Source organism: Amycolatopsis sp. NPDC043887, from assembly GCF_056435665.1.
The window spans coordinates 1-19,246 of record NZ_JBWKEB010000014.1 but is presented as its reverse complement, the minus strand read 5'-3'; the positions used below and the strand labels follow the sequence as shown (position 1 = coordinate 19,246).

General features: G+C 68.0%; 18 protein-coding genes. 10 read left to right on the top strand and 8 right to left on the bottom strand.

Annotation, left to right across the window (positions count from 1 at the left end; translation table 11 throughout):
* Positions 1-183 precede the first annotated feature (183 nt).
* Positions 184-1,383: a 4-hydroxyphenylpyruvate dioxygenase gene (hppD, locus tag AC069H_RS31605; RefSeq protein ID WP_478226227.1), complete on the bottom strand. Its 1,200-nt coding sequence runs from the start codon at positions 1,381-1,383 to the stop codon at positions 184-186.
* 122 nt (positions 1,384-1,505) lie between these two features.
* On the opposite strand from hppD, the gene AC069H_RS31600 reads away from it, so the two are divergent.
* The gene (locus tag AC069H_RS31600) at positions 1,506-1,979 is read left to right on the top strand and encodes an Lrp/AsnC family transcriptional regulator (RefSeq protein WP_478234746.1); all 474 of its coding nucleotides are present in this window, start codon (positions 1,506-1,508) and stop codon (positions 1,977-1,979) included.
* Here AC069H_RS31600 and AC069H_RS31595 read toward each other — a convergent pair.
* From AC069H_RS31595 to AC069H_RS31585, 3 genes are all read right to left on the bottom strand, one after another.
* The gene (locus AC069H_RS31595) at positions 1,976-2,779 is read right to left on the bottom strand and encodes an MBL fold metallo-hydrolase (protein ID WP_478226229.1); all 804 of its coding nucleotides are present in this window, start codon (positions 2,777-2,779) and stop codon (positions 1,976-1,978) included. The two genes, AC069H_RS31600 and AC069H_RS31595, sit on opposite strands and share 4 nt — an antisense overlap.
* 172 nt (positions 2,780-2,951) lie before the next feature.
* Positions 2,952-3,452 carry a transcription elongation factor GreA gene (gene greA / locus AC069H_RS31590; RefSeq protein WP_016337198.1) on the bottom strand — a complete coding sequence of 167 codons (501 nt, stop codon included), beginning with the start codon at positions 3,450-3,452 and terminating at the stop codon, positions 2,952-2,954.
* A 199-nt stretch (positions 3,453-3,651) separates the two neighbouring features.
* The gene (locus tag AC069H_RS31585) at positions 3,652-4,107 is read right to left on the bottom strand and encodes a DUF4307 domain-containing protein (RefSeq protein ID WP_478226230.1); all 456 of its coding nucleotides are present in this window, start codon (positions 4,105-4,107) and stop codon (positions 3,652-3,654) included.
* A gap of 145 nt (positions 4,108-4,252) precedes the next feature.
* On the opposite strand from AC069H_RS31585, the gene mca reads away from it, so the two are divergent.
* Positions 4,253-5,146, top strand: a complete 894-nt coding sequence (mca, locus tag AC069H_RS31580; protein ID WP_478226231.1) for a mycothiol conjugate amidase Mca — start codon at positions 4,253-4,255, stop codon at positions 5,144-5,146.
* Complete coding sequence (locus tag AC069H_RS31575) at positions 5,147-5,422, top strand: hypothetical protein (protein WP_478234745.1); 276 nt, start codon at positions 5,147-5,149, stop codon at positions 5,420-5,422.
* 58 nt (positions 5,423-5,480) lie between these two features.
* On the opposite strand, the gene AC069H_RS31570 is transcribed toward AC069H_RS31575, so the two are convergent.
* Together AC069H_RS31570 and AC069H_RS31565 are read right to left on the bottom strand one after the other, a co-directional pair.
* Positions 5,481-7,973, bottom strand: coding sequence for a polynucleotide kinase-phosphatase (locus tag AC069H_RS31570; protein ID WP_478234744.1), 2,493 nt, complete (start codon positions 7,971-7,973; stop codon positions 5,481-5,483).
* On the bottom strand, positions 7,970-9,337 hold the full coding sequence (locus AC069H_RS31565) for a 3' terminal RNA ribose 2'-O-methyltransferase Hen1 (protein WP_478234743.1): 1,368 nt from the start codon (positions 9,335-9,337) through the stop codon (positions 7,970-7,972). The genes AC069H_RS31570 and AC069H_RS31565 overlap by 4 nt, the downstream gene beginning before the upstream one ends.
* Before the next feature lie 63 nt (positions 9,338-9,400).
* Between AC069H_RS31565 and AC069H_RS31560 the strand changes: the two genes are divergently transcribed.
* The 4 genes from AC069H_RS31560 to AC069H_RS31545 all read left to right on the top strand — a co-directional run bounded on the left by AC069H_RS31560 (position 9,401) and on the right by AC069H_RS31545 (position 15,466).
* Positions 9,401-11,407 carry a thioredoxin domain-containing protein gene (locus AC069H_RS31560; RefSeq protein WP_478234742.1) on the top strand — a complete coding sequence of 669 codons (2,007 nt, stop codon included), beginning with the start codon at positions 9,401-9,403 and terminating at the stop codon, positions 11,405-11,407.
* Between the two features lie 121 nt (positions 11,408-11,528).
* Positions 11,529-12,089, top strand: coding sequence for a hypothetical protein (locus AC069H_RS31555; protein WP_192744116.1), 561 nt, complete (start codon positions 11,529-11,531; stop codon positions 12,087-12,089).
* Between the two features lie 69 nt (positions 12,090-12,158).
* On the top strand, positions 12,159-13,514 hold the full coding sequence (locus tag AC069H_RS31550; protein ID WP_478226235.1) for a glycoside hydrolase family 28 protein: 1,356 nt from the start codon (positions 12,159-12,161) through the stop codon (positions 13,512-13,514).
* A gap of 65 nt (positions 13,515-13,579) precedes the next feature.
* Complete coding sequence (locus AC069H_RS31545) at positions 13,580-15,466, top strand: acyl-CoA dehydrogenase family protein (protein ID WP_478234741.1); 1,887 nt, start codon at positions 13,580-13,582, stop codon at positions 15,464-15,466.
* Here AC069H_RS31545 and AC069H_RS31540 read toward each other — a convergent pair.
* Both AC069H_RS31540 and AC069H_RS31535 read right to left on the bottom strand, forming a co-directional pair.
* On the bottom strand, positions 15,423-16,169 hold the full coding sequence (locus AC069H_RS31540) for a potassium channel family protein (protein ID WP_478226237.1): 747 nt from the start codon (positions 16,167-16,169) through the stop codon (positions 15,423-15,425). The two genes, AC069H_RS31545 and AC069H_RS31540, sit on opposite strands and share 44 nt — an antisense overlap.
* Positions 16,170-16,207: 38 nt before the next feature.
* Entirely contained in the window at positions 16,208-16,657 is a 450-nt protein-coding gene (locus AC069H_RS31535) for a pyridoxamine 5'-phosphate oxidase family protein (protein WP_340687091.1), read from the bottom strand.
* A gap of 507 nt (positions 16,658-17,164) precedes the next feature.
* Here AC069H_RS31535 and AC069H_RS31530 point away from each other — a divergent pair.
* Genes AC069H_RS31530 through AC069H_RS31520 form a run of 3 tightly spaced genes read left to right on the top strand, consistent with a single transcriptional unit; the run spans position 17,165 to position 18,964 of the window.
* Positions 17,165-18,118 carry a hypothetical protein gene (locus AC069H_RS31530; RefSeq protein WP_478234740.1) on the top strand — a complete coding sequence of 318 codons (954 nt, stop codon included), beginning with the start codon at positions 17,165-17,167 and terminating at the stop codon, positions 18,116-18,118.
* Complete coding sequence (locus AC069H_RS31525) at positions 18,108-18,494, top strand: roadblock/LC7 domain-containing protein (protein ID WP_478226239.1); 387 nt, start codon at positions 18,108-18,110, stop codon at positions 18,492-18,494. Before AC069H_RS31530 ends, AC069H_RS31525 begins: the two co-directional genes overlap by 11 nt.
* Before the next feature lie 47 nt (positions 18,495-18,541).
* Positions 18,542-18,964, top strand: coding sequence for a hypothetical protein (locus tag AC069H_RS31520; RefSeq protein ID WP_340687094.1), 423 nt, complete (start codon positions 18,542-18,544; stop codon positions 18,962-18,964).
* Positions 18,965-19,246 lie beyond the last annotated feature (282 nt).

Sequence of the window (19,246 nt, the reverse complement as noted above, 5' to 3'; positions counted from 1 at the left end):
TCTTCACACTGACGGTCCGAAGACGCCACCGGTTCCGGTGTGCTCGAAGTTGCGTCGAACAGCCTAGTGCTCATCCGATGTACCACTCAGGCACGACAAAGTCGGCCCCATCACGCAGTGAAAGGGCTCTTCACCGCACGAAGTGCGATGAAGAGCCCTTTCACGCCCTGCGAACTGCCGGAGTCAGAGATTGCCGCGGCGCTCCTGCTCACGCTCGATGGCCTCGAACAGGGCCTTGAAGTTGCCCTTGCCGAAGCCGAGCGAACCGTGCCGCTCGATGAGCTCGTAGAACACGGTCGGGCGGTCGCCGATCGGCTTGGTGAAGATCTGCAGCAGATAGCCGTCCTCATCGCGGTCGACCAGGATGCGGTGCGCCTTGAGCGTCTCGATCGGCACCCGGACCTCGCCGATCCGCGCGCGCAGCTCCGGGTCGTCGTAGTAGGAGTCCGGGGTGTCGAGGAACTCGACGCCCGCGGCGCGCATCGCGGTCACCGTCGCGACGATGTCGTTGGTGGCCAGCGCGATGTGCTGGCAGCCCGCGCCGCCGTAGAACTCGAGGTACTCGTCGATCTGCGACTTCTTCTTGGCGATCGCCGGCTCGTTGAGGGGGAACTTGACGCGGTGGTTGCCGTTGGAGACCACCTTGCTCATCAGTGCCGAATACTCGGTCGCGATGTCGTCGCCGACGAACTCCGCCATGTTCACGAAGCCCATGACGCGGTGGTACCAGTCGACCCAGTAGTCCATCTTGCCGAGTTCGACGTTGCCGACGCAGTGGTCGACGGCCTGGAACAGCCGCTTCGGCGCGCCTTCCGGGCGGACGACGCTACTCTCGCGCGGCTCGTAGCCGGGCAGGTAGACGCCGGTGTACTTCGACCGGTCGATCAGCGTGTGGCGGGTCTCGCCGTAGGTCGCGATCGCGGCGATGCGCACGGTGCCGTGCTCGTCCGAGACGTCGTGCGGCTCCTCGAGGACGGTGGCGCCCTGCGAGCGGGCGTGTTCGATGCACCGGTCGACGTCGGCGACCTCGAGCGCGAGGTCGATGACGCCGTCGCCGTGGCGGCGGTGGTGGTCGAGCAGCGGGGAGCCGGGCTTGACGCCGCCGGTGATCACGAAGCGGGCAGAGCCCGACTTCAGCACGAACGACTTGCGCTCGAAGTTCCCGGTCTCGGGGCCGGAGTACGCGACGAGCCGCATGCCGAAAGCGACCTGGTAGAACCACGCGGTCTGCGTGGCGTTGCCCGCGATGAACACCACCGCGTCCATCGACTTCACCGGGAAGGGGTCGGTCGAAGAGTCGTGATCGACGAGGCCGACGAGCTGACGCAGCTGGTCGTAGCTAACGTCGTCAAGAGCACCCTGGGGTTCCACTGTGTGCGTCATGCCCTGAAGCATCCGAGCGCGTGACAAAATGCGCAACGGTCAAAGATTTCACTGCGCACTATGTCCAGTCAAAGGCCGGATGTCGCAGTCAAAGTGGACAACCTGCGTAGGAGGTAAGGCCGATGTCGGAAGCACTCGACGCGCTGGACGCGCGGCTACTGCTCTTGCTCACCGACTCGCCCCGGCTCGGTGTACTCGAATGCGCCCGCCGTCTCGGCGTCGCGCGGGGCACCGTGCAGGCGAGGCTGGACCGGCTGACCGAACGCGGGATCCTCGGCGGGTTCCCGCCCGAACTCGACCTCGCGGCTATGGGGTACGGCCTCACCGCGTTCGCCGTCCTGGAGATCGCGCAGGGCCGCCGGGCCGCGGTCGCGGAGGCGCTGGCCGCGATCGACGAGGTGTGCGAGGTCTACGCGACGACCGGCCAGGGCGACCTCTTCGTGCGGATGGTGGCGCGCAACAACGACGACCTGCAGCGTGTGGTGGACGAGGTGGTCGGCGCGCCGTACGTGCGGCGGACGTCGACGTCGATCGCGTTGTCGACGCCGGTTCCGCCGCGCGTACGGCCGCTGCTGGAACGGCTGGCGAGGAGCTAGCCCACCTGGCTCAGGTACCGCTTCGCCGACCGCTGGACCGCCTCGTGACCGTCGGTGCGGATGATCGCGTCCCACCAAGCGCCGTAGATCGCCTCGAACTCGTACGGTTCGAGCATCTCGGCGGCGCGCCGGACGACCTCGGGACGTTCCGGGATCAGGTTCGGATAGCTGTACATCATGCCGACGAAACGGCGGTCGGGGATGACCTGCAGGATGTCGCCCGAGAGCACCGCGCCGCGGCCGTTCTCGCCGTCCGGCCAGTGCAGCACGGTCCCGCCGGCGAAATGCACGCCGAGGTTGATCAGCCGCAGGTCGGGGGCGACGTCGAGGGTCGCGCCGCTCCACAGCTTGATCGCCGGATCCGGCCTGCCGATCCACTGCTGGTCGCCCTCGTGCAGGTAGACCGGCACGTCGAAGGCGTGGGCCCACTCGACCATGGTGGTGTAGTAGTGCGGGTGGCTGATCGCGATGCCGGTGATCCCGCCGAGTTCGCGGACCTTCGCGACCAGATCGTCGTCGATGTAGCCCGCGCAGTCCCACAGGAAGTTGCCGGATCCGGCCTTGACCAGCAGAGCCCGCTCGCCGATGGCGAAGTTGGGTGTGGATCCGACCCCGATGAGGCCGGGTCCCTGCTCCTCGACGCGAGCCGTGTACGTCCCGCTCGCGCGGACGGTGTTCAGATCGGTCCACCGTTGTCCGGCCTGCGGGATGTACTGACGTTCGTCCTCGCAGATCGGGCAGTCGGACCTGGGTTCCGCGTACTGCATGCCGCAGGCGACGCAGATCGGTAGCTCGCTCATGATTCCCTCCAGAATTCTCCGGAGGTCACGCTAACGGCTCATATGCGTGCCCGGCCATATCGGGCCGGGTGACGCCGAAGAGGCGCCGCCCGCATCCAACTCGCGTTGTGTGCGGAGGGCGCCCCTTCATCGAGTTCCCTGGGCCTTCGGCTCAAAAGCAGCGCGCGGAGGCTCACTTGCCGGTGTACGGCACGGCCTTGACGAGCGTCACCTTCTGGATGCTGCCGTTGGGCAGCTCGTACTCGCGGGTCTCGCCCTCTTTGGCGCCGAGCAGCGCCTTGCCGAGCGGGGACTCCGGCGAGTAGACGTCCAGGTCGCCCTCGGTGCCCTCTTCACGGGTCGCCAAGAGGAAGTTCTCGTCTTCGTCGTCACCGTCGTAACGCACGGTGAGGACCTTGCCCGGTCCCGCGCTGCCGTCGTTGGCGGGCGGCTCGCCCACCTTGGCCGAGCGGAGGAGCTCCTGGAGGTGGCGGATGCGGGCCTCGTGCTGGCCCTGCTCTTCACGGGCGGCGTGGTAACCGCCGTTCTCCTTGAGGTCGCCCTCTTCCCGGCTGTCGTTGATCTTCGCAGCGATGACCGGGCGGAGCTCGATGTAGTGGTCGAGTTCCTGCTTGAGCCTGTCGTAGGCATCCTGGGTCAGCCAGGTCACCTTTGTGTCGCTCACGGTCACCATCTCCTAGTAGGGCCTGCCAGGCTTGGGTGTACAAGCCGGCCACCGGACCGGCATGGCGCGCCGGCCTGGCTGAGATAAAGGAAAAACACGGCCCGTCTTGGGCCGTGCCGGTAGATCAGAGTAACACGGCGCGAGGCATCGCCGCCGGTGGAATTCGGTCGCGCCTCGGCGTTGGGCGCCGGTTTCACCCCGTTGGCCGCTATGGCCTTGACAGGTACCGTGGTACGTCGTATGAGCACCCGAAGATATCAGCCGTGACCGGCCTTCCGATGCTCTTGATGGTGGTTGTCACCCTGCTGTTCTTCGAACCGGGCTGAATCAAGACCTCTTTACGGCCGCTTTCGGCCCCCGCCTTGTCGCGGACCCGGACCACGCACACGCCAGGCCGGTTCACATCGTCCCTGGTCACGTTGATGGTGATCTCCATCGCGTCGCCCGGCTTCTCGTCGAACGAGACGCGCTCGCCCTCGATGGGCGCGCTGCCGAAGTTCGTGTACGCGACATAGGTGATTCCGCCGCTGACCAGCAGCGCGACCAGGCCGAACACCAGGCGCCGCCAGCGCGCGGGCTTCGCGGCGCGAGTCTTGCCGTAGCGGTCCTCGGGCACGTCCGTCCGGGTGCTTTCCGCGCTGGGAGCATCCTGTCCCGTGCTCAACCCGGGCCTCCGGTAGGTCTCGTCGTGCTCGCAGGGACAATGGGGTCGTATGCGAGTGGTTCCCCTCGAGTATCCGCGCCCGGCCGGGCAGGCCGTCAGGCAGGGTCTGGAGGGGAATAGGGAACGAGAAGGGGACGTTCGGAGCATGGTGTCAGCCGATGAACCGCCGAAGTCACGCCTCCGCCTGATGGCGGTGCACGCGCACCCCGACGACGAGTCGAGCAAGGGTGCCGCCACCATGGCCAGGTACGCCGCCGAAGGGCACGAGGTCATGGTCGTGACCTGTACCGGCGGCGAAGCGGGCAGTGTGCTGAACCCGGCCATGGACCGTCCCGACGTACTGGCCAACATGACCGAGATCCGCCGGGAGGAGATGGCCCGCGCGGCCAAGATCCTCGGCGTGAGCCACACGTGGCTCGGGTTCATCGACTCGGGCCTGCCCGAGGGCGACCCGCTTCCCCCGGTCCCCGAGGGGTCGTTCGCGGTCATCCCGCTCGAAGAGTCCACCGGCGCCCTGGTGAAGGTCATCCGCGAGTTCCGCCCGCACGTGATCGTCACCTACGACGAGAACGGCGGGTATCCGCACCCCGACCACATCCGCACGCACGAGATCTCGGTCGCGGCCTTCGACGCTGCGGGCGAGGCGGAGCGGTACCCGGACGCGGGCGAGCCGTGGCAGCCGATGAAGCTGTACTACGTGCATGGGTTCTCGCGCGCCAGGATGACCGTGTTCCACGAGGGCCTGCTCGCGCGCGGCCTGGAGTCGCCGTACGAGGAGTGGCTCAAGTCGTGGGACCCGGAGAAGGCCGACGTCATGGAGCGGGTGACCACCCGCGTCGAATGCGGCGACTACTTCGAGCAGCGTGACGAGGCCCTCAAGGCGCACGCCACCCAGATCGACCCGAACAGCCGCTGGTTCGCCGTCCCCCGCGACCTGCAGCGCGAGGTCTGGCCGACCGAGGAGTACGAGCTGGTCCGCTCACTGGTGGACAGCACCCTGCCGGAGGACGATCTGTTCGCCGGCTTGAAGGAGGGCTAGATGAGTTTCGTGGTGCCGGCGTTCGCCGTCGTTCCGGTGACGGTGTCGTCGCAGTTCCTGGCGCAGCAGCCCGGCAACGGCGACAACGGCGGCCAAGGTGAGGACTTCGGCAAGTCGTCGCCGGTGGGTTTCCTGATCCTGATCCTGTTCCTGATCGCCGTCGCGCTGCTGGTGCGGTCGATGACCAAGCACCTGAAGCGGGTTCCGGAGAGCTTCGACGAGCCTGCCGCTCCGGCGGAGGAGGCTCCTGAGAAACCGACCGCCAAATCCGACTGACGCTCGTGAGTGGTAAGGACGGTTCTAACCGTCCTTACCACTCACGAGCGAAAGCGCGTCAGAGGCGCGGGTCGACCGGATCCGACTCCAGTGCCAGCACGGCGAACACGCACTCGTGCACCCGCCACAGCGGTTCCCCGCGCGCCAGCCGCTCCAGTGCCTCCAGCCCCAGCGCGTATTCGCGTGACGCCAGGGCCCGCTTCCGGTTCAGCCCGCGTTTACGCAGCCGCTCCAGGTTCTCCGGCAACGTGTAGTCCGGCCCGTAGATGATCCGCAGGTACTCCCGCCCGCGCACCTTCACTCCCGGCTGCACCAGCCCGCGCGCGCCGCGCGTCAGGTTCGCCGCCGGTTTGACGACCATGCCCTCGCCGCCCGCGCCGGTCAGGTCCAGCCACCACTCGACGCCGCGAGCCACCGACGCCGGGTCAGTGGTGTCCACGACCAGAGTCCGCGTGCGCGTGAACAGGTCGCCGGTGAGCCGGTCCAGCAGCGAAAGATGCCAGTCGTGCGGCCGGTCGTGGTACGCGTGCCCCTCCGACGCCAGGATCTGGAACGGCGCCAGCCGGACGCCGTCGAGGTCGTCGGTCGGCCAGCAGTAGCGCCGGTACGCCCGCCGGTACGCGTCCACAGTGGACTCGCGCACCCGTGTCCGCTCCATCAGGTCCGACACGTCCACCCCACGAGCCGCGGCCGCGTCCAGCGAGGCGACGGCGGCGGGCAGCACGGCTTGGGCCGCCGCGCCGACGGCCGCGTACTGACCCGAGATCAGCGACCCCGCTTTCGCGCTCCACGGCAGCAGTTCCGTGTCGAGCAGCAGCCAGCCGGTGTCCAGCTCCTCGAACAGTTCCGACGCCGCTTCCCGCACACCGGCGAGCAGCCGCGCGTTCTGGTCCGGGGTGAAGAACGGCCGCCCGGTGCGGGTGTACACCGCGCCCGGACCTTGGATCCCGAACCGCGCGGGCGCCACGTCGTCGTCACGGCACACGAGCACGACGGCCCGCGAGCCCATGTGCTTCTCTTCGCACAGGACGTGGTCGACACCCGCCGCGCGGAACTCGGCGAAAGCCTCCTCGGGATGTTCGAGGTAGCCGTCCGTGGCGGACGTCGAACACGGCGCCATGGTCGGCGGCAGGTACGGCAGCCAGCGCGGGTCGACGGCGAAGCGGCTCATCACCTCGAGCGCCGCCGCCGACTGTTCGGCGGAAACCCCGACCCGGCCGTGGTGCCGCGTCTCGATGATCCGCTTCCCGGTGACGTCGCCCAGTTCCAGCACCGCCGGTTCGCGTCCGCCCAGCGGCCGCGCCGGTTCGAGCGGGCGTGACGGCTCGTACCAGACCTTCTTGGCCTTCACCGAGACGACCTCCCGCTCCGGGTAACGCAAAGCGGTCAGCTCGCCGCCGAAGACGCAGCCCGTGTCGAGACACATGGTCCCGTTGATCCACTCCGGTTCCAGCGTCGGCGTGTGTCCATAGAGGACCATCGCCTTGCCGCGGTAGTCGCGCGCCCACGGCAGCCGCACCGGCAGGCCGTATTCGTCGGTCTCACCGGTGGTGTCGCCGTACAGCGCGGTGCTCCGGACCCGGCCGGACGCGCGCCCGTGGAACTTCTCGGGCAGGCCCGCGTGCGCGACGACAAGGTCGCCGCCGTCGAGGACGTAGTGCGCGATAAGGCCTTCGCAGAAAGCGTGCGCCTTCGCGCGGAAGTCCTCGTCCTGTGCGGCAAGCTGTTCCAGCGACTCCGCGAGACCGTGCGTCGTCTTGACGTTGCGCCCGTTCAGCGCGCGGACCAGTTTCTGCTCGTGGTTCCCGCAGACGACCAGCGCGCTGCCCGCCTCGGCCATCGCCATCACCCGGCGAAGCACCCCCGGCGTGTCGGGGCCGCGGTCGACGAGGTCGCCGACGAACACCGCGGTCCGGCCTTCCGGGTGCACGCCGTCGACGTAACCCAGTTCGGTGAGCAGTTCGTCCAGTTCCTCCCGGCAGCCGTGGACGTCGCCGATCACGTCGAACGGCCCGGTCAGCTCGCGGCGGTCGTTGCGCAGCGGCTCGACGACGATCTCCGCTTCGGCGACCTCGGCTTCGCTCCGCAACACGTGCACGCGACGGAAACCCTCGCGCTCCAACGACTTCAGCGAACGATGCAGCTCGCCGCGCTGACGCCGGACGACGTGCTCGCCGAAGTCGCGGTCGGGCCTGGCCGCGTTGCGTTCGTGGCAGACCTTCACGGGCAGATCCAGCACGATCGCCGTCGGGAGGACGTCGTGCTCCTTCGCCAGCTTCAGCAGGCTCGCCCGGGACGCGCGCTGGACGTTCGTCGCGTCGATGACGGTGATCCGGCCCGCTTCGAGCCGCTTCGCCGCGACGTAGTGGAGCACGTCGAAGGCGGCGGCCGACGCGCTCTGGTCGTTCTCGTCGTCGGCCACCAGACCTCGGAAGTAGTCGCTGGACAACACCTGCGTCGGCGCGAAATGCGTCCGCGCGAAGGTCGACTTGCCGGAGCCGGAGGCGCCGACGAGCACGACGAGGGACATGTCGGGGATGGTCAGTTTCATGCCACGGCCTCCTTTCGAGACGTGAAGACCGCCATTTGGGTCGGCGGTCCTGATTCCTGGGACTCCTGTCCCACCGGCAGGTGGCGGACGTCGTAGCCGTGTCGTGCCGCGACGCCTTCGGCCCATGAGCGGAACTGCTCGCGTGTCCATTCGAAACGGTGGTCGGCGTGCCGGAACCGGCCTTCTCCGAGGAATTCGAAGTGCCGGTTGTACTCGGCGTTCGGCGTCGTGACGAGCACGGTCCGCGGCGCGGCGACACCGAACACGGCGTGCTCCAGCGCGGGCAGGCGCTCCTCGTCGACGTGCTCGATCACCTCCATCAACACGGCCGCGTCGTATCCGGCCAGCGACGGATCCGCGTACGTCAGCGCGGACTGCTTCAGGGTGATCCGCGTCTTGTCCTTCAGCCGCTTTTCGGCGATGTCGAGCGCGCTCGCGGACACATCGACGCCGACGATCTCGGTGAACGACGGCTCCTTCTGCAGCACCCGCAGCAGCGCGCCACCACCGCAGCCGAGGTCGAGCACACGCCGCGCGCCCGCCGCCCGGAGTGCCGCGAGCACACTGCCCTGGCGCTGGACGGCCAGCGGCTCTGGCCGGTCCGGCAGCTCGGTGACCAGGGCCTCGGCTTCGGCCGGCACGTCGTCCGCCTCGGCGAGTCGGGCGAGCGCGTACGAGACGATCGGGCGACGTCGTTCGAGGTACCTGTTGGTGATCAGGTCGCGTTCCGGATGCCCGGCGAGCCAGCCTTCGCCGACTCGCAGCAGCTTGTCCGCTTCGTCCTGGCCGATCCAGTAGTGCTTGTCGCCGTCGAGCGCGGGCAGCAGGACGTACAGGTGCCGCAACGCGTCGACGACGCGCTGGGTGCCGGTCAGCTGGAGATCGACGTAGCGGGAATCGCCCCACTGCGGGAATTCGGGATCGAGCGGGATGGCCTTCGTTTCGACCTGCCAGCCGAGGGGTTCGAACAGCTTGTGGACGACCTCGGCGCCGCCGCGCGCGGTCAGCGACGGCACGCGGATCTCGAGCGGGAGCCGCTCGTCGGCCAGCTCCGGCCGGTTCGCGCACCGGCCCGCCAGCGCCGTCGTGAAGACCGCCCGCAGCGCCACCGCCAGATACGAGCCGCCCGCGTACGGCCGGTCGTTGACGTACTGGGTCAGCGACGTGCCGCCCCCGCGCACGAGCTCGACCGGGTCGATCTCGACCAGCAGCGCGACGGTGCAGCGCTCGTCGGACGCCTCGGGGTAGAAGACATGCGCCGTTCCGGCCGAGAGCGTGAAGGACTGCGCCTTCTCCGGATGCTTGTGCAGGAGAAAGCCCAGGTCGGTGGCGGGGTTCCGAGTGGTCGTCATGGTCAAGAGCACCGGATGAGTGTCGCGCAGAAGGCCGTTCTGCGCGCCCGCTTTTCCGCGTGCGACCCTGGTGACATGTCGAACCGCCTGAAGGCCGCGACCAGTCCGTACCTGCTGCAGCATGCCGGCAACCCGGTGGACTGGTGGCCGTGGGGTGAGGAAGCGCTGGCCGAGGCGAAACGGCGGAACGTGCCGATCCTGCTTTCGGTCGGCTACGCGGCTTGCCACTGGTGTCACGTCATGGCGCACGAGTCCTTCGAGGACGAGGCCACCGCCACGCTGATGAACGCGAACTTCGTCAACATCAAGGTGGACCGCGAGGAGCGCCCGGACATCGACTCGGTGTACATGGCGGCCACGCAGGCGATGACCGGCCAGGGCGGCTGGCCGATGACGTGTTTCCTGACGCCGGAGGGTGAACCGTTCCATTGCGGCACTTACTATCCGCCGTCACCGCGGCCGGGGATGCCGTCGTTCTCGCAGCTGCTCGTCGCGGTCGCCGAGGCCTGGGGCGAGCGGCCGGACGAGTTGCGTTCCGGTGCCCGGCAGATCATCGCCCACCTCACGGAGAAGAGCGGGCCACTGCCTGGGTCCGTTGTGGACGGTGCTGCGCTGGATTCCGCGGTCGCCACGCTGCGCAAGGAGTACGACACCGGGAACGGCGGATTCGGGGGAGCGCCGAAGTTCCCGCCGACAATGGCCTTGAACTTCCTGCTGCGTCACCACGAGCGCACCGGTTCCGGCCTCGACATGGTCGAGCACACGGCCGAAATGATGACGACGGGCGGCCTTGGCGATCAGCTCGCCGGAGGGTTCGCGCGCTACTCGGTCGACGCGCGCTGGGAAGTGCCGCACTTCGAGAAGATGTTGTACGACAACGGTTTGCTGCTGCGATTCTACGCGCAGTTCCATGGGGTGACCGGGCATGAGTACGCGCGGCGGACGGTCGAGGAGACCGCGGAGTTCCTGCTGCGCGACCTCGGGACGGCCGAAGGCGGTTTCGCCGCGTCGCTCGACGCGGACACCGATGGCGTCGAGGGGCTGACCTACGTCTGGACTCCCGCGCAACTGGCCGAAGTGCTCGGCGAGGAGGACGGCGCCTGGGCGGCCGAGCTGTTCCAGGTGACCGAGCGGGGCAATTTCGAGCATGGCGCTTCGACACTGCGGCTGCGCGAGCCGCATCCAGAGGACGAAATGCGTTATGAGCGAGTTCGCCGCGTGCTGCTGACCGCGCGAAACGAGCGACCCCAGCCCGCCCGCGACGACAAGGTGATCGCCGCGTGGAACGGGCTCGCGATCGGCGCGCTCGCCAAAGCGGGCGCGCGGCTCGATCGTCCACAGTGGATCGAAGCGGCGGCTCGCGCGGCGGCTTTCCTGATGGACACCCATTTCGTGGCCGGACGCCTGCGCCGGACTTCCCGCGACGGCGTCGTCGGCACGACGGCCGGGGTGCTGGAAGACTACGCGTGCCTCGCCGAGGGGCTGCTCGAACTTCACCAGGCGACCGGGGAACCGCGGTGGCTCGCCGACGCCATCACCTTGCTGGACCTCGCCTTGGCCCACTTCGGCGTGCCGGACGCGACGGGGGCCTACTACGACACGGCCGACGACGCGGAAGTCCTGGTGCAGCGGCCTTCCGACCCGACCGACAACGCGAGCCCGTCGGGGGCTTCGGCGCTGGCGAACGCGTTGCTGACCGCGTCCGTGCTGGCCGGGCACGACCGGGTGGGCCGCTACCGCGAGGCGGCCGAGCAGGCGCTGGCCCGGGCGGGACGGCTCGCCGCCCACGCGCCGCGGTTCGCCGGGCACTGGCTCACGGTCGCCGAAGCCGCCGCTGCCGGCCCGGTGCAGGTGGCGATCGTCGGTCCCGATGCCGCTTCACGCGCGGATCTGCTGGCCGCCGCCCTCGCTTCGTCGCCGGACGGCGCCGTCGTCGTGAGCGGCACGCCGGACGCGGACGGAGTACCGCTGCTGGCCGATCGGCCGCTGGTCGACGGTGCCGCCGCCGCGTACGTATGCCGTGGGTACGTGTGCGAACGGCCCGTCACGACCGCCGAGGAACTGCGCTCTCAGCTCGGCTGAACCCTTTTCGCCGGGGGAGAACACACCTGACTCTCCCCTGATACGCGCGTAGCGTCGGTAGCGTTGTAATCATGTAATCGCGGAGGCGAGCATGCACACCTACTTCAGGACGGCGAGGCAAATGGGACGTGGAGGCTGGAAAGGCCGGGGCGGCTGGCAGCAGGCGGACATCCCGTCGGCGGACGACGCGGCCGCGTGGTTCGGCGGCAGGCTCCCGGAGGGCTGGTTCACCGGCGACCCCGAGGTCACGGTGGATCGCGAAGAGATCGTCATCGTCGGCGAACTCCAGCCGCTCACCGGCGAGTACGCCGACGACGCCGCCCGCGCGGCGGCCGAGGACGGCCGGATCAGCCGGTTCCGCGAGGAGACCCGCGACGAGCGGATCGAGATCGCGCGCCAGGCCGAGCACCGCTATCAGCGCAAGGTCGCCTGGGGCGCGAGCCTCGGCGGCACACGGCACCTGTTCACCACGCATTCGGCGCCGGTCATGACCAGGCTGCGGCAGCCGGAACGACTGGTGCTCGACACCCTCGTCGACGCAGGCGTCGCCCGGTCGCGGTCGGAGGCGCTCGCCTGGGCGGTCCGGCTGGTCGGGGAACACGCGGACGCCTGGCTGGCCGAGCTTCGAGAGGCGATGACCAAGGTCGACGATCTCCGCTCACAGGGACCGGATCTTTCCTGAGGCCGGGGTCCGCCCGTAGAGTCGGGATTCCGCCGTCTTCACCGAAGTCCTCTTGTGAAAGAAGGCGTCATGGACGGCAGATTCTCCCGGCGTTGGCTGATCAAGGGCGGTCTCGTGGTGGCCGCGAGCCCACTGCTCGCGCCCACCGCCTCGGCGGCCCCGGCCCTTCCCTGGCCCGCGGCCGACGACATCGTCGCGCGGACGAAACGGCCGGTCTTCCCGGACCGGACGTTCTCGGTGCTCGATTTCGGCGCCAAGGGCGATGGGAAGACCGACAACACCGCCGCGATCAGGAAGGCGATCGAGACGGCCAACGCGCGCGGTGGCGGACACGTCGTCGTGCCGAAGGGCACCTTCGTCACCGGTGCGGTGTATCTCAAGAGCAACGTGGACCTGCATCTCGCGGCGGGCGCGGTGCTCGCTTTCGGTTCCGACGCCTCGAAGTTCCCGAACGTGCTCACCCGCTACGAGGGCATCGAGTGCGTGAACCGGTCGCCGATGATCTACGCGTACAAGGAAGCCAACATCGCGGTGACCGGGAAGGGCACCCTCGACGCGGCGGGCACGGCGTCCTGGAACAAGGGCAAGGACCGCGAATACCTGGAATCGCTGGTGGCCAAGGGAATCCCGCCGGAGCGGCGGATCGTTCCCGGTTCCGGGCACGCGATGCGCTCCACGTTCGTCGAGCCGTACTCGTGCGACACCGTGCTCATCGAAGGCGTCACGCTGAAGAACCCGATGTTCTGGCAGCTGCACCCCACGCTCTGCCGGAACGTCACGATCGACGGTGTCCGCACGGACGCGAGCACCGCGCATTCCAACACCGACGCCTGCGATCCGGAGTCCTGCGACCACGTCGTGATCGTGAACTCCCACCTCGGCGCGCACGACGACAACGTCGCGCTGAAGTCGGGTCGGGACGCCGACGGCCGCAGGATCGGCGTGCCGTGCCAGAACATCGTCGTCGCGAACTGCGTGATGGACGGCAACTGGGGCGCGATCACCTGCGGCAGCGAACAGACCGGCGGCATCCGGAACGTCTACGCGTACAAGCTTTCCGTCACCGGCGAGACGAAATACGGGCTGTACGTCAAGTCGAACACCTTGCGCGGCGGGTTCACCGAGAACGTCAACCTCGACAGCGTCTCCGGCACGTTCGTCCGCTCGGTCGTGTACGTCCTGCCGGACTACAACGGACAGACCGGCGCGTACGTCCCTCGGTTCGGGCCGTTCACCATCAGCCACTCCGCGAGCACGAGATGCGGGCAAGCGGCGTTCAACGTCCGGGGGTTGCCCAACTCACACGTTCGGGGATTGCGGGTGAGCGAGTGCCGCTTCGACGGTGTCGCGAACACGGAAAACGTCCTGAAACACGTCGATGACCTGCGGTTCGAGAACACGACGATCAACGGGAAACCGGTCTGATTCGTGCTGCGCTTCCCGATGCGGTGCGGCAGGCTTGGTGAAGACCGCACCGCATCGGAGGAACCGTGGACACACCAGGACTTCCCGCGAAGATCGACTCGGACGCGCTGACCACCGTCCTCGATGGACGGTGGGCCGGGCTCCGCCGCGCGGTGCGCGCGCAGATGGCGGCGGAGGACTTCAAAGACCCGGTCGACATCGACACCGAAGCCCATCGCGCCCAGGTGCTCGAATGGCTGCGCAAGCTCGCCGAAACCGACCGCCCGGGGCTCGGTTTCGACCCGGCGTACGGCGGTGGCGGCGACGTCGGCGGCGCGTTGACGTCGTTCGAGATGCTGGGCTTCGGCGACCTCTCACTGATGGTGAAGGCCGGTGTGCAATGGGGCCTGTTCGGTGGCGCGGTGCAGCTGCTCGGCACCGAACGCCACCACGAGCGCTACCTGCGGAAGATCAAGGATCTGGAGCTGCTGGGCTGTTTCGCGATGACCGAGCACGGTCATGGCTCGGACGTCCAGCACCTGCGCACCACCGCGACCTACGATCCGGCGACGCGCGAGTTCGTCGTGCACACGCCGGACCGGGGCGCGATGAAGGAGTACATCGGCAACGCCGCCCGCGACGGCGAACTCGCGGTGGTGTTCGCGCAGCTGATCACCGGTGGCGAGTCACGCGGCGTGCACGCGTTCGTGGTGCCGATCCGGGGCGAGAACGTGAGCGGTGTCGAGATCGAGGACTGCGGCCGCAAGGCGGGTCTCAACGGCGTCGACAACGGGCGGCTCACCTTCACCCAGGTGAGGGTTCCCCGCGAGGCGTTGCTCAACCGGTTCGGTGACGTCGCCGAAGACGGCACGTACAGCAGTCCGATCGAAAGCGACGGCCGCCGGTTCTTCACGATGCTCGGAACCCTCATCCGCGGCCGGGTCAGTGTCGCGGGCAGCGCCGGCAGCGCGACGAAGCGCGCGCTCGCACTGGCCATCCGGTACGGCGAGCAGCGGCGGCAGTTCGCGCGGCCAGGCGGCGAGGAGGTCGTCATCCTCGACTACCGCGCCCACCAGCGGAAACTGCTGCCCGCGCTGGCGACGTCGTACGCACTGCACTTCGCGCAGGAAGCACTCGTCTCGAAGCTGAACGACCTCGCCGAGGACTCGCCGGAGGAAGAGCAGCGAGAGCTGGAATCACGCGCCGCCGGCATCAAGGCCGTCTCGACCTGGCACGCGACCGCGACCATCCAGGCCGCCCGTGAGGCATGCGGCGGCTCCGGCTATCTCTCGGAGAACCTGCTCGCCGGGCTGAAAGCGGACACGGACGTCTTCACCACCTTCGAAGGTGACAACACCGTGCTGCTGCAACTGGTCGCGAAAGGGTTGTTGACCAGCTACAAGGATCATTTCGAGGACCTCAGCCCGCTCGCGACCGCGCGGTTCGTGGCGGAGCAGCTCGTCGAGGCCGTGATCGAACGGACGTCCGCGCGCAAGGTGGTCGAGCGGCTCACCGAAGCGGATGACGGCGACGTCCTCTACTCGCGCGAATGGCACCTGAAGCTGTTCGAAGACCGCGAAGAGCACGTACTCGGCGGCGTCGCGCAGCGCCTGCGTAAGGCGGGTTCGGACCCCTTCGGTGTCTTCAATGACGGGCAGGATCACGTGCTGCGCGCCGGGCGCGCGCACGTCGACCGGGTGGTGCTGGAAGCGTTCGTCGACGCCATCGAGCGCTGCGCCGACGCGGAAGCCCGTGAGCTGCTGGAGCGGGTCTGCGATCTCTACGCGCTCGCGAACATCGAGGCGGACCGTGGCTGGTTCCTCGAACACGGGCGCCTGACCTCCGGGCGTTCGAAGGCCGTCACCGCCGCGGTGAACGCGCTGTGCGCCGACCTGCGCCCGCACGCGCGGACCCTCGTGGACGCCTTCGCTATCCCCGAGCAGTACCTAGCGGCTCCGATGCTGCGGGACTGACCACCGCACGCTGTTCGGCGAGCTCGGCCCGCAACGCCTTGACCTCACGGGTCAGCTCGTCGAGATGCTCGCGGGTCACGGCCTGCGCGTTCTCGTCGGCCTCGGTCACCCGGCGGATCAGCCACGACGCGAGCGTCGCGGTGACCACACCGAGCAGGGCGATCCCGGCCACCATCAGCCCGACCGCGACGAGCCGGCCGGTGCCGCTGACGGGATAGCGGTCGCCGTAGCCGACCGTGGTGATCGTCGTGATCGACCACCACACCGCGTCCGGGAAATCGGTGATCGGCGCGTCCGGCGCGGCACGTTCGGCGTCGAGCACGGCGACCGCCGAACAGAACACGATGAGCGCCGTCGCGCCCACCGTGTAGACCACGACGCGGCCGCGTAACGACAGGCCGGCGTTGCGGTTGAGGACGTTGAGCACCGTGACCAGCCGGAGCAGACGCAGCTGCCGGATCAGCGGGAGCACGATGATCAGCAGGTCGAAGAGATTGTGCTTCAGGAAGGCGCGCTTGTCCTCGGCGTGCTTGAGGCGGACGCCGTAGTCCAGGGCGAAGACCGCCCACGCGAGCCAGGTGACGACCTCGCACCAGACCCGCCCGGTGTGCCCGAGCGAGGGCTGGAGGATCGGCCAGGCGTACGCGGCCAGGAACAGTACGGCGGCGGTGTTGAGCGGCCACTCCATCCGTTTTTCCCACATCGAACGTCTCCTCACCTGGCCTTTCCCAGGTGCGTACGTTAAGCGATGTCGAGGGCCGTTCCATAGAGTTTGTCGGTTTTGAGGGTGATGTAGAGCCTTCGTTCGGCCGCGATGGTCTCGAGGAACTCAGCCTCGTCGTCGGGCTTTTGCCGTTGCGCCGCCAGGTATTCGAGACCGGCGGTGTCGCCGGGTGTCCGGGTGACTTCGGAGAGTTCCGCTTTTCCTTCCACGACAGCGAATTTCCAGTGGTCGGCGCTGGAGACGTAGAGGGAGGCGGTGGGGTTGTTGCGGAGCTGCTTGACCTTGAGGCGGTCCTCGGTCGTGCTGATCCGGATCTCGCGCGTCTCGGGGTCCCACGTGTAGACGACGGTGGAGAGATGCGGGCGGCCGTCACGTTTGACGGTCGCGAGGGCGCCGAAGGTGTGTTCGGCGAGGAAGTCGCTGAGGGCCGCGTCATCGAGGCGGCGGGGCGGTGCGTTCTTGGCCATGGTGGTGATCATGGCTTACGCGGCGGGGGCGCGGAAGAAGGCACTTTCTTGTGCCAGAGGGAACACGCGTGTGTCCGTCCTGGTCAGACCGTCGGCGTGGGGCGAGAAGCGGCCCGCGGCCCGCGCCGGGCGTGATCTGGCGAGAAATGAATTTGGCCAGAATCCGCCATGGATATTCCACAGCGGATGCGCGTGCCGTGCGAAAGATATAAAAGCCCCCGGTGGTATGGACATTTCCAATCGCCCTTACCCTTCGTGACCTGCGCGTGAACGGCATGCCGGTGATTTTGTCCCCAACTCACCGTTGTCTGTGATAATCCTTCCGATTTCGATTGCGCCCCAAGGGGTGTCGAGAATTTTCGAACGTTGCGAGAAATGGGGGAACGTCCTGGGAATCCTTGTTCCGATGTCATAGAGTCGGCCACTTCCGCGAGGGCGGCGCGACGATCACCTGTCGTATCGCGTTTCCATTCCGCACGCCTGAAGAGAAAGTAGTGAGTGGCGCTTATGCCCCGGTCTTCCTTCGAACTGCTCGCGCGGGCGCTGACCGTATGTTGCGACGACGGGGTGTCCGGCGCGTTGTCTCTGACCGGCAGGCCCGGCGGGGTGATCCACCTGCGCGAGGGCGCGGTGATCGCCGTCGACACCCCTGGTGCTCCAGGGGTGGACTCCGTGCTGCTGCGGTCCGGGCGGATCAGCGAGGAGGACTGGTCCGCCGCGTTGCGGGCGGGGCCAGGCGGTCCGACGCCGCGGGACGAGCTTCTCGCTCGCGCCGGGATCGGGAACACGGAACTGCAGCTGGTCGCCACCATGGCCGCGCAGGACGGCGCTTTCGTCATCGTGACGGGTGACATCGAGGAATACGTCATCGACTACAACCGGTTCGACGTGCTGCTCCCGGTCACTCCGGCGATCGAGCTCGACTGGCTGCTCGACGAGACCAGGCGTCGCCTTGACGCTCTCGCGTCATTGCCGGTGGCGGTCTCGCCGCATCGCGACCGGATCGTGCCAGTGGCCGGGGTGGCCTCGTCGGGAGTCGCGTCGACCGCGGCCCGGCGCGACATCCTCGCCGGCGCCAACGGCCGCCGCTCCGCCCGCGACATCGCGTTCGTGTTGGGGCGCAACGTCTTTCCCGTGACGATCGAGATCTCCCGGATGATCGGTGACGGTCTGGTCGAGATCGCCGTCGAGTCTCCCGAGGATCCCGGCGGGGGCTCGCGGAAGCCGCTGCGTCCCCGGATGCCCGCAGCCGGAGCCCAGTCGGTTCCCGGCGGTGACATGAAAGGCCTTCCCCTGCGCAGCCCGGGGGCGAGCGGTGTGTCGGAACTGCTCAAGCCGTCACGGGCGGCCGGCTGGCAGGTACTGCCCAGGCTGCTCAACCGCGTCCGGGCCGGGCCTTCCACGAACCGCACGAACTCGGACGAGACCTCGCAGCAGAAGGGAACACCAGGTGGATCGTGAAACGCTGGTCGACGAGCTGAACGACTTGAGAAGGCAAGTGAGCGGGGTGACCGGAGCCCTGATCGCCGGTGTGGACGGCCTGCCCATCGCGGCCGACGCCGAGGACCGGATCGATCCCGGCGCGGTGTCCGCACTCGGCGCCGCTCAGCTGGGCCTCTCGCTGACCATCACCTCCGCGGTCGCCCAAGGCGCGTTCCGGCACGCGGTGGTCCGTAGCAGCGGCGGTTACCTGGCCGTCTACTCCATCGACAGCACGTCGTTGATGGTCGTCCTCGGCGACGAGGGCCTCGACATCACCCGGTTGCACCGGGCTTCCCTGCTCACGATCGAGCGCGTCCGCTCGATTCTCGCGGCCGTCATCGCGAACGCCTGCTGAACTCCTCCACCCGAAGTCACGGACGAACACCGAAAAGGAGAACGGACATGCTGGGTAACGGCCAGAATATGTCGGACCAGATGACCTTGATGGTCAAGCAGTTGCGCCAGGAGGTGCCCGACTGCCTCGCCTCCGGAGTGGTGGATCTGGCGACCGGCATGTTGTTGGCCGTCGAAACCACCGACAGCCATCCGTCGGAGGTCCTCGACCTCCTCGCCGGCGCGACCTTGGATCTGTTCCAAGGCCGCACGGTCGTGATGATCGAGAACATCTTCAAGGAGCGCCGAGGCGTCAGCAGCGCCGAGCACTACTTCCAGGAGATCCTCGTCAACAGCGCCAACCTGACGCACCTGTTCATCAGGAACAACCACAACGCCGACGTCGTGGCCGTCGTGGTCTGCCCGAAGTCGGTGAACATCGGGATGCTCTTCGCGGGTACCCGGCGGGTGATCAAAAACCAGGCGTTGTGACCGGCCGCCTGCCGGGGCCCGCGCTGGTGTCGGCAAGGATGCCTTCCCTCGCCCGTGAGGGTCCATGCCAGGAACTTGAGCGCCGCAACGAGGTTTCCCAGCCGTCCACAAAGGATACCTGGAAAGCCGAATTATCCGATTAATGCTCGCTTGACCGAGTTGTCCGGTACGTGAAGCCCCCCTTCCTCTTGGGTTCTAGCGGTGGTTGCAACACCTGACTTGTTCAGGGGTTGTGATGTTCGAGATCCGCGGGGATCGGTCGCCTCAGGGGCCGTTGAAGTT